A 10,190-nucleotide genomic window follows, 5' to 3' on the forward strand; every position below is an offset into this window, starting at 1 on the left:
GCGGGAAATCGATTTCCACCACGTTATGGTGTGCCGGAAGCACTGTCAACGAACCAGGCTGGACGAGGACGCGGGTGGCGACGATCTCCGACGTGTCGGCGCTGGCCGGTGTCTCGACCGCGACCGTGTCGCGAGCGCTCAACGGAAAGTCCACTGTGGACCCGGTGCCCGCCGAGCGAGGCCAGGGCCGCGGAAGAGCCGGGCGCCGCGAGCCGGAAACACGCGGCAGCTCGACCCGCTGATCTATCCTGGGGACATGCTCGACGCTGTCATCGAAGGCCTGCTCGGCTTGCTCGATGGCGCGATCTCCGACCGGAGAACGCGCAGGAGAGCCGAGAAACGCCAAGCCGGGTTCGCCGAGGGCGCGGACGTCAAGATGCGCTGCTCGCTGCGCCGGCCCGACGACTCCGGTACGTGGACGCACGGCACCCTGCGGCCGGCCGCGGACGGCGTCGTCTGGCAGGCCCGCCTGAACCGCGACGAGCCGATCGCCCTTTCTCCGCGCACCGTTTCTTGGGCCGGTTCGCGGCCCGCGGGCCGAGGGGACCGATTGGCCGTCCCCACCGCGATGGAGGTGGTCACGCTCGACGACGGCGGCAGCCGCCTCGAGCTGGCCGTCTTGACCAGTGATCTGACCGCACTCCGGGAAATTCTCGGCACCCGCCGGAAGTAACCCGACCGGGAAGCGACTTCCGCGCCGCCCACTCCGCGGTTGACTTCAACCTTGCTTCAGCTTTTACCGTCGGAGCCATGACCGCTCCTCCCATCCCCCGCACCGTCTGGATCGCCTCCGGCGTCATGGCCCTCGGCGGCTTCCTCGGCAACATGGACGGTTCGATCGTCGCGGTCGGACTGGAGTCGATGAGACTGCGGCTCGGGGTCAGCCTCATCGAAATCCAGTGGGTGGCGACCGCGTTCCTGCTCGGCCTCTCGGCGGCGCTCCCGCTGACGCCGTGGCTGGTGAAGAAGCTCGGCGCCGGAAGGCTGTGGCTGTGGGCACTGGCGGCGTTCCTCCTCACGTCGGTGGCCTGCGCCCTCGCCCCGGACGCGGTCACGCTCATCGCGTTCCGCACGGTGCAGGGCATGGCCACCGGCGTCATGGTCACGGCCGGGCAGACTGTGATCGGGCTCGCCGTCGGGCCGGAACGGCTCGGCCGCACCATGGGCACGCTGGGCCTGGTCGTCGGGCTGGCGCCGGTCGTCGGGCCGAGCGTCGGCGGGTTCCTGCTCGCGCACTTCTCGTGGCCGGTGCTGTTCTGGCTCAACCTGCCGATCGGCCTGGTCGCGTTCGGCCTGGCGCTGCGGTACGTCCCGCGCGGCGAACGCGGGCAGCCACCCAAGCTCGACTGGCCCGGCCTGACCTTGATCTCGCTCGGCCTGCCGCTGCTGGTCTACACGCTCACCGAACTCGACGCCGTGTTCGCGGCCGTCGGTGTCCTCGCGCTCGCGGTGTTCGTCCGGCGCTCGCTGCGCGTCCCGCATCCGGTGCTGGACCTGCGGCTGGCCGCGCGGCCCGTCATGGGTTCGGCGCTGGCGTCGGTCCTGCTGGCCGGCGCCGGGATGTTCGGCGCGGTCCTGCTGCTGCCTCTGTGGTTCCAGGTCCGGCTCGGCGCCGGACCGGCCGAGGCCGGCGTCCTCCTCGCGCCGATGGGCCTGGCCACCACGGTGTTCGTGCTCGTGGCCGGGCGGCTGACGGACCGCTACGGCGGCGGCACCGTCTCGCTCACCGGGTCACTGGTGGTGCTGGCGAGCACCGTCCCGCTGCCGTGGCTCGGCCCGGACACGCCGACGTGGCTGGTCCAGGCGTTGCTCGTGGTCCGCGGTGCGGGGCTGGGGCTGTCGATCATGCCCGCGTCGACGGCGGCCTACGCCTCGGTCCGCGCGGCCGAACTGGGCCACGCGACAGCGTTGGTCAACATCGTGATGCGCGTGGGTGGCGCGGCCGGCGGCGCGGCGTGCGTGATCGTGCTGTCCCGCGGCCTCACCGCCGGCCCGGCGACCGGGTTCGGCTGGGCGTTCGGGGTGCTGGGGGTCGTCTGCGCGCTCGGCGTGGTGGCCACCGCCCGGCTCCGGCGCGCCGAGCGTTCGTCCACAGTGGACGTCACGGGGTGATCCACCAGGGAACCTGGCGCGAACCCCGGAATGGTGATTTCCTGGAGTCGCTCAACCACTGTCGGTAAGGGGAGAGGCTGACGATGTCGGGGGTAGCGAAGCGGCTGGTGACGGCCGCGGCCGCGGCGGCGGTCCTGGGGAGCCTGGTGACGGCGGCGCCGGCATCGGCCGCGCCGTCGATCGACTGGACGCCGTGCGCGGACGCGCCCGGCGTGGAGTGCGGCGCGGTGACCGTGCCGATCGACTGGGCGCACCCGGACCGGGGCACGGCGAGCATCGCCCTCGCCCGGCGCAAGGCGACGGATCCGCGGGCGCGCATCGGGTCGGTCCTGATGGACCCGGGCGGTCCCGGCGGGGCGGGCGCCGGCGAGGTCAAGGACGGCTGGTCGTTGTCGCCGGAGATCACCAAGCGCTTCGACACCGTGGGCTTCGACCCGCGCGGCATCGGCGGCAGCACGCAGATCAAGTGCGGGCTCGACGAGGTCATCGCCGACCACCCGGAGGTCCCGCACAACCAGGCCGAGTTCGACCAGCTCGCGGCGTACAACCGGAAGCTCGGCGAAAGCTGCAACCGGCTTTCCGGGCCGCTGGGGCAGTTCGCCGACACCGAGAGCGTCGCGCGGGACATGGACGCCATCCGCGCCGCGCTCGGCGAGAAGAAGCTGACGTACTACGGGGTTTCCTACGGCACGCTGATGGGCCAGCAGTACGCCGAGCTGTTCCCGGACAAGGTCCGCGCGCTCGTGCTCGACAGCAACATGGACCACTCGCAGTTCACGGCGTCCGGGTTCCTCGACAGCGAAACGCGGTCGCTGCAGGCGGAGTTCGGCGAGTTCGTGAAGTGGTGCGGCCGGACGCCGAGCTGCGCGCTGCACGGCCGGGACGTCTCGAAGCTGACGCGCGACCTGCAGGACAAGGCCGCGCGCGGGGAGCTGAAGGACCCGCGGAGCGAGGAGGTCATCACCCCGCTCTCGCTGTCGTCGATCATCCAGGGCTCCTTCTACGGCCCGAGCTGGGATCGGCTGGCCACGGTTCTCAAGTCGTTCGCGGACGGAACGCCGCCGGCGGCGTCGGTGCGGCTGAAGGACGACATCCCGGTCAACACCGTGTTCCAGAGCGTGTTCTGCGACGACTGGCGCCTGCCGGTGCACAGCTACGCGGAACTCGAGGCCTACCGGCGGACGGCCGCGGCCTTCGCCCCGGACGTCAAGGTCAACTCCCTGGGCTGGCAGGCGGTCACGGCGTGCATCGGCTGGCCGAACCGCACCAGCAACCCGCAGCACCCGCTGCGGGTGCACGGCGCGCCGCCACTGCTGATGCTGAGCAGCGAGTACGACCCGGCGACGCCGTACGCGTGGTCGCAGGCCGCGGCCCGGCAGAGCGGCAGCACGCTGCTCACCTACGACGGCTGGGGCCACGGCGCGTACGGCAAGAACAGCCCGTGCGTGATCAAGGCGACCGACGACTACCTGATCACCGGCAAGCTGCCGGCCCGCGGCACCCATTGCGCCGCGGTCGAGCCGGGATCGGCCGAAGCCCGGATCGCCGGGCCGAAACCGCCGTCGGCGATCGGCTTCTGACGCTTCTGCCGCTTCCGCCGCGGGGCCGGAACGAGGCACAATCGTTCCGGCCACGCGACGTCGCGGGGAAGGAGCCGAGGATGCTTCGTCGAATCTTCGTCATGGTCGCGGCGGTCGTCGCGGCGAGTGCACTCCTCACGGCACCGGCGGACGCGTCCTCCCGCCACGGCGGGTACCTCGCGCTCGGCGATTCCGTCGCGTTCGGTTACCGGCCCGACGCGGGCGCGGCCTACTTGAACGCGGCCAACTTCAGCGGTTACGCGGAGAAATACGCGTCGCTGCGCGGGCTCCGGCTCGCGAACGCGTCCTGCCCCGGCGAGACGACGGGAAGCCTGCTGGCCGTCACCGCGCCGAGCAACGGCTGCGAGAACGGCTACCGGCTGGCGTTCCCGCTGCACGTCGCGTACGCGGGAAGCCAGATCGACTACGCGGTGCAGTACCTGCGGACCCACCGGGACACCCGGCTCGTGACGCTGACGATCGGCGCGAACGACCTGTTCCTGTGCCGGGACACGACACCGGACCACTGCACGGGTGCCTCGTTCACGGCCGCGTTGAACCAGGTGAGCCGCAATCTCGCGGCGATCCTCTCGGCGGTGCGCGCCCACTACCGCGGCGACCTGGTGCTGGTGTCGTACTACTCGCTCGACTACCGCGACCCGGCGCAGGTCGCGCAGGTCAAGGCGATCGACGCGGCGTTGACGCAGGTGACCCGCCGCTACCACGGCAAGATCGCGGACGGCTTCACGGCGTTCTTCCTGGCGTCCCTGCGCGCGGGCGGCGACCCGTGCGCGGCGGGACTGCTGATCAAGCTGCCGACCGGCGGCTGCGACGTCCACCCGAGCGCGGCCGGCCACCGCGCGCTGACGGCGGCGCTGGCGTTCGCGCGCTGAGTCAGACGGCCTGAACCTCGACGCCGGCGGCTTCGAACGCCCGCACGGCCTCGGGGTCGGCGTCGGTGTCCGTGACCAGGGCGTGCACCTGCGTCGTCTCACAGATCCGGGCGAAGGCGCGCCGGCCGAGCTTCGACCCGTCCGCGACGGCGACCACCCGCTCGGCGCGTTCGACCATCAGCCGGTTGATGCTGGCCTCGCCCTCGTGGTGGGCGAAGGCACCGGCGTCGACGTCGAAGGCGTCGACACCGAGGAACAGCAGGTCGATGGTGAGCTCGCTGAGCACCCGAGTGGCGAGCGGGCCGCTCAGTTCGAACGACTGCGGCCGCGCGACACCACCGGTGACGACGATCTTGACGTTCGGCCGCACGGCCAGCTCGTGCGCGATGTTGAGGGCGTTGGTGACGACGGTGATACCCGGAGCGTCCCCGCGTCCGCCCAGGTCGGAGCGCATGGCCAGCGCCCGGGCGACGCCCGCGGTGGTGGTCCCGCCATTGAGGCCGACCACCATCCCCTTGGCGGCGAAAGCAGCGGCGGCGGCACTGATCCGCTGCTTCTCGGGCACGTGCCGCGCGGTCTTGTAGCGCAGGGGGAGGTCATAGGCGAGATCATTGGCAACGGCGCCCCCGCGCGTCCGCGTGAGCAGCTGCTGTTCGGCGAGGTGGTCGAGATCCCGCCGGATGGTGGCGGCGGAGACGTCCAGCTCCACGGCGACGTCCTCGACGTCGATCTTTTCCCGCTGTCCCAGCATGTCCAGCAGGGTGCTCAACCGTTCGTGCCGGACCATCGGCGGTACTCCCTAGCTTTGACTCTCCGACAGCCTATCGCGCATGGGGTTGCACTGTTGGGTGCCGTTTCGAGCATTATGGTGCATCGAGGGATGTCCGCTGCGGGCGGCACGCCGGTGGGGGTCGCGGGCATCGGTTCACCGACGCGGCTTGGTTGCTTGCTTGCTTGCGTCTGCTTCCACCTGATCGAGTGATGAACAGGTGTGCGACCGTCGGTAATCTTGGTTTGTGGACAGCGAAGCGGTGTGGCGTGCGGATGCGGTGGCTTTGGCCGACCGTATCTCTGCCCTGCTCACTGTTGTGCGGTCTGCTGAGGCGGAGATCGGTTCGCTGCTCGCGGAGATCGAGTCGCGCGGAGTTGTGGAGCTGTTCGGATATCGTTCTGTGGCAAGGTTATATGAGCATCTGGCCGATGTTCCCAAGGCTGCCGCTGAGGCTGTGGTGAAGCGTGCCCGGGCTCTCACCTCCGGTCGCACTCTCGACGGCATTACCGCTGTCGCTCCCGCCACCGGGGTTGCCGCCTTGGATGGCCGGTTGAGCACTCCGATGATCGACACGATCGTCGGGGTGATGGCCCAGGTTCCGCCCGAGCACCGCGTCGATGTTGAGCAGCATTTGTTGTCTTTCGCCTCCGATGCTGGGCACAAGCAGGTCGCGGCGTTGGGTGCGCGGATTCTGGCGCACCTTGACCCTGACGGTGTCGAGCCGGACGCGACCGAACCGGCCATCCCTCGCCGCGAGCTCTCGTTGCGGCGCAAAAGAACCGGGACCGGGGAGCTTCAGGGCCGGCTTGACGACGAGACCGGCACCCGGGCCAGCGCCCTGCTGGATTCCCTGGCCCAGCGCCGCACGACCGACGAAGGCCCAGACTTACGCTCCCCACTGGAGCGCTACGGCGACGCGTTCTCCGACGCGATCGACCTGGCGTTGAACTCGCCGGAGTTGCCGATGCAGGCCGGGGAGCGAGCACACGTGATGGTCGCGGTGTCGTTGGAGGACTTGAAGTCCAACCTCGGCCAAGCGATCCTCGGCGACACCCCTTGCACCGGCCACGCAGAGCCCGGCGACACTGGGACCATGCCTGCAGCTGGCAGCAACCCAGCAACGGTCGGCGGCGATGGAACCTTGCCCCGGGGTCGCGGCCCAGCGACGCTCGGCGGCAATAGGACACCGGCCAAGGCCGGTCGAGCCACCCTTGGCGATCTTGGCACGATCTCCGCGGCCGAGGCTCGGATCCACGCCTGTGACTGCATGCTCATCCCCGCCGTCCTGGGAGCGAAGAGCGAACCTCTCGACCTCGGCCGCCAGCGCCGCCTGGTCCCACCCGGAATCCGCCGCGCGCTCTACCTACGCGACCGCGGCTGCGCCTTCCCCGGCTGCCACCGCCCACCCCGCCACTGCCAAGGCCACCACATCCGCCACTGGGCCGACGGCGGCCCCACCGAGCTGAGCAACCTGGTCCTGATGTGCGCCCACCACCACCGACTCCTGCACCGCTCCGGCTGGCAAGTCCGCATCGCCACCGACGGCCTACCCGAGTTCTTGCCACCGGTGTTCCTGGACAAACGCCGAAAACCCAGACGCAACAACCTCCATCAACCCCTACCGTTCGCAGCCTGAACACGACATGGGAAAGGCCCGCAGCCACCGGCTGCGGGCCTACACCCACGCCCAAGACCCGCAGAACAAGCAAACCGCCATTCGCACACCACAACGCAACGCCCACCACCACGGCACACCGGACCCGGGTCACCCGATGCTCCGCGTCAGACAGTCACCCACTCCAGCCGTGCACCGATCTCGAAGGTTCGCGTACCCACCTACTCGGCCCTGGTCCACCACCCCTGTCACCCCGCCGACCCGCCGACCCGGCCCGCGCGACCAACAACCGGGCCGGACCTGCCGCAGACTCACCCCCACCGCCGAACCAGCAGCCCCGCCCATCATCAAGGCAACCGCAGCCCCGTCGCCGCATCGAACAAATGGACCGACTCCCTCCTCGGCTCCAGCTTGATCGCCTCTCCCCGCCGCCACGGCGCCATCCCCGGCGTCCGCACCGTCAGCACCTCCGACGAAGACTCCGCCCGGCAATACAAATACTGATCACTCCCCAGCTCCTCCACCACCTCGACCACGGCATCGACCCCAGACCCGATCGCCCACCCCTCTGGACGAACCCCCACCACCACTCCGGGCCCTGTCAACGCCGAACGCTGAGCAGGCGTCAGCGGCACCGACCACGGCCCCTCCACCGTCGTCGTCAGCAGGTTCATCGCCGGGGATCCGATGAAGCCCGCCACGAACACGTTCGCCGGCCTCGCGAACAGGCCGATCGGGGTGTCGCACTGCTGCAACACTCCGTCGCGCAGTACTGCCACCCGGTCGCCCATCGTCATCGCCTCGACCTGGTCGTGCGTCACGTACAACGTCGTCACGCCCAGGCGTCTTTGCAGCGAAGCGATCTGCGTGCGTGTCTGCACCCGCAGCTGTGCGTCCAAATTGGACAGCGGCTCGTCCATCAGGAACACACTCGGCTCACGCACGATCGCCCGGCCCATCGCCACCCGCTGGCGCTGGCCGCCGGAAAGCCGCGCCGGCTTGCGGTCCAGGTACTCCGTCAAGTCCAGCAACGCCGCCGCCTCGGCGACCCGGCGACGACGCTCCGGCACCGGCATGCGGGCCAGCTTCAAGTGGAAGCCGATGTTCTCCCCGACCGTCATGTGCGGGTACAGCGCGTAGTTCTGGAACACCATCGCGATGTCCCGGTCCTTCGGCGGCAACGCCGTCACGTCGCGCTCGCCGATGTGGATCGAACCGTCGTCGACTCCCTCCAGGCCCGCCAGCATCCGGAGCGTGGTCGACTTCCCGCAGCCGGACGGGCCGACCAGCACCAGGAACTCGCCGTCGGAAACCGTGAGGTCGAGGCCGTCGACCGCCGGGCGGTCCACTCCCGCGTAGAACCTCGTCGTGTCCTCGAAAGTCACCGTGGCCATCGCGTCCTACTTTCCGGCGCCGAGCGTCAGGCCGGAAATGATCCGGCGGGCGAGCACGAGGTAGAGCACCAGCATCGGGAGCACGACGATCGCCACCCCGGCGATCAGCCCGCCGTACTCCGACTGGTAGCTCGCCGCTCCGTAGAACGTGAACAGCGCGCGGGACAGGGTGAAGTGCGCCTGGTCCTTGAGGAACACGATCGCCAGCAGCGTCTCGTTCCACAGCCCGATCGCGTTCAGCGTCAACGCCGTGATCAAGCCGCCGCGGGCCAGCGGGAGCATCACCGAGAAGAACGTCCGCATCGGCGACGCGCCGTCGAGCGCGGCCGCTTCCTCCAGCTCGTCCGGCAGCGAACGGAAGAACCCCGTCAACAGGAACACCGTGAACGGGATCGACAAAGCGACGTACAGCACGAACAGCCCGTACTCGTTGTCCAGGTGGATCCGGCTCAGCACCACGAACAGCGGGATGATGACCGTCTGGAACGGCACCCCCATGCCGATCGCGACCGCGTTCGTCATCGGCCCGGACCCGCGCACGCCGAGCCTGGTCAGGGCGTACGCGCACGGCGCCGACACCGCCACCGTCGCCACGGTCGCCAGCCCGACCAGCACCACGGTCGTCAGGACCGCGTCGCCGAAGCCCGCGTTGTTCCACGCGTAGACGAAGTTGCGGAACGGCTTGCCGAGGTGGAACCACTGGTACGGCAGCGCGAACGGCTTGGTGAAGATCTCCACCGGCGTCTTGAACGCCGCCGTGAGCAGCCAGTACAGCACCAGCACGTTGCCGGCGGTGAACAACCAGACGATCGCCGACCCCACCAGCCGCAGCGGGCTGAACCGGCGCGAACCGGGCGCCGGACGCGGCTTGCGCGGCACCTTCCGGACCCGGACCTCAGAACTGGAGAGCGTCACGGCGCATCACCCGCCTCAGCAGCACGACCAGCACCGACACCAGCGCGATCATCGCCACCGCGCAGGCGCACGCGGCCCCGAAGTCCGGCGTGCCGTTCGAACCGAAGGTCCGGTCGAACACGTAGACCCCGAGCGTCCACGCCTCGTTCGGCGGGGCGTACGTGCCCGGCCCGGCCAGCACGAACACCAGCTCGAAGATCTTCAGCGCGTTGATCGTCCACAGGACACCGGCGACGCCGACGACGTCCCACGTCATCGGCAGCGTGATGTTGCGGAACTTCTGCCACGGCGACGCGCCGCCCAGCTCGGCGTCCTCGTAGAGGTACGGCGGGATCCGGTCGACCGCGGCCATCAGGATCGTGATGTAGAACCCCGAGCTGGCCCAGATCAGCGACGCCGTCACGACCCCGGTCACGTTGGCCGGGGCCAGGAACTTCGCCGCGTCCGCGCCGGCGTGCTCCAGCACGAAGTTCGCGAGGCCCTGCTTCCCGGGCTGGTACTTGAACACGAACCCGAGGAACATCCCCAGCGCCACCGGTGCGACGATGTTGGGGAAGAACAGGATCGCCCGGACGACCTTGCCGCCGCGCATGTCGCGCAGCACCATGGTGAACAGGAACGCGAGCGCGAACGTGCCGATGCCGCCGAGGAAGACGTACACCAGCGTGTTGCCGAACGCGTACCGGAACGAGTCGCTCGCCCACATCCGCGTGTAGTTGGTGACGCCGTCGGGCCGCGGCGTGTCGCCCGCGCCGGCCCAGCTGGTGAAGCTCAGCACCACGGTCGCGAGCGTCGGCAGCACCAGGAAAGCCAGGTACAGCACCAAAGCGGGGGCCGCGAACGGCCAGAACAGCCGTTTCTTGCGGCGCAGGTGCGCGCCACCGGCGTCGCGGGTCTCCGTGACCCGCG

General features: G+C 69.9%; 9 protein-coding genes and 1 pseudogene. 6 read left to right on the forward strand and 4 right to left on the reverse strand.

Annotated elements, in window-relative coordinates; translation table 11 throughout:
* Positions 1–74 precede the first annotated feature (74 nt).
* The 5 genes and pseudogenes from ABZ342_RS27160 to ABZ342_RS27180 all read left to right on the forward strand — a co-directional run.
* Positions 75–164: pseudogene (locus tag ABZ342_RS27160) on the forward strand (LacI family DNA-binding transcriptional regulator); the annotation flags it as partial.
* Between the two features lie 92 nt (positions 165–256).
* Positions 257–673 (forward strand): hypothetical protein, encoded by a 417-nt coding sequence (locus ABZ342_RS27165; protein ID WP_360478480.1) that lies wholly within the window; start codon positions 257–259, stop codon positions 671–673.
* Positions 674–750: 77 nt separating this feature from the next.
* Entirely contained in the window at positions 751–2,112 is a 1,362-nt protein-coding gene (locus tag ABZ342_RS27170) for an MDR family MFS transporter (RefSeq protein ID WP_360478483.1), read from the forward strand.
* A gap of 83 nt (positions 2,113–2,195) precedes the next feature.
* Positions 2,196–3,692 (forward strand): alpha/beta hydrolase, encoded by a 1,497-nt coding sequence (locus ABZ342_RS27175; RefSeq protein WP_360478486.1) that lies wholly within the window; start codon positions 2,196–2,198, stop codon positions 3,690–3,692.
* A gap of 80 nt (positions 3,693–3,772) precedes the next feature.
* Positions 3,773–4,585 carry an SGNH/GDSL hydrolase family protein gene (locus ABZ342_RS27180; RefSeq protein WP_360478489.1) on the forward strand — a complete coding sequence of 271 codons (813 nt, stop codon included), beginning with the start codon at positions 3,773–3,775 and terminating at the stop codon, positions 4,583–4,585.
* A 1-nt stretch (position 4,586) separates the two neighbouring features.
* Here the strand turns inward: ABZ342_RS27180 and ABZ342_RS27185 are convergent, their stop codons facing one another.
* Positions 4,587–5,372, reverse strand: a complete 786-nt coding sequence (locus ABZ342_RS27185; RefSeq protein ID WP_155541385.1) for a DeoR/GlpR family DNA-binding transcription regulator — start codon at positions 5,370–5,372, stop codon at positions 4,587–4,589.
* A gap of 229 nt (positions 5,373–5,601) precedes the next feature.
* On the opposite strand from ABZ342_RS27185, the gene ABZ342_RS27190 reads away from it, so the two are divergent.
* Positions 5,602–6,993, forward strand: coding sequence for a DUF222 domain-containing protein (locus ABZ342_RS27190; protein WP_360478492.1), 1,392 nt, complete (start codon positions 5,602–5,604; stop codon positions 6,991–6,993).
* A 326-nt stretch (positions 6,994–7,319) separates the two neighbouring features.
* Here the strand turns inward: ABZ342_RS27190 and ugpC are convergent, their stop codons facing one another.
* The 3 genes from ugpC to ABZ342_RS27205 are packed head-to-tail and all read right to left on the reverse strand — an operon-like array spanning position 7,320 to position 10,152.
* On the reverse strand, positions 7,320–8,366 hold the full coding sequence (gene ugpC / locus ABZ342_RS27195) for a sn-glycerol-3-phosphate ABC transporter ATP-binding protein UgpC (RefSeq protein ID WP_360478495.1): 1,047 nt from the start codon (positions 8,364–8,366) through the stop codon (positions 7,320–7,322).
* A 6-nt stretch (positions 8,367–8,372) separates the two neighbouring features.
* Complete coding sequence (locus ABZ342_RS27200) at positions 8,373–9,281, reverse strand: carbohydrate ABC transporter permease (protein ID WP_360478498.1); 909 nt, start codon at positions 9,279–9,281, stop codon at positions 8,373–8,375.
* A complete protein-coding gene (locus ABZ342_RS27205; RefSeq protein WP_360478502.1) occupies positions 9,262–10,152 on the reverse strand; it encodes a sugar ABC transporter permease in 891 nt (296 codons plus the stop codon). Before ABZ342_RS27205 ends, ABZ342_RS27200 begins: the two co-directional genes overlap by 20 nt.
* Between the last annotated feature and the right edge of the window lie 38 nt (positions 10,153–10,190).

It is taken from the genome of Amycolatopsis sp. NPDC005961, assembly GCF_040629235.1.
Taxonomy (GTDB): Bacteria; Actinomycetota; Actinomycetes; order Mycobacteriales; family Pseudonocardiaceae; genus Amycolatopsis; species Amycolatopsis camponoti.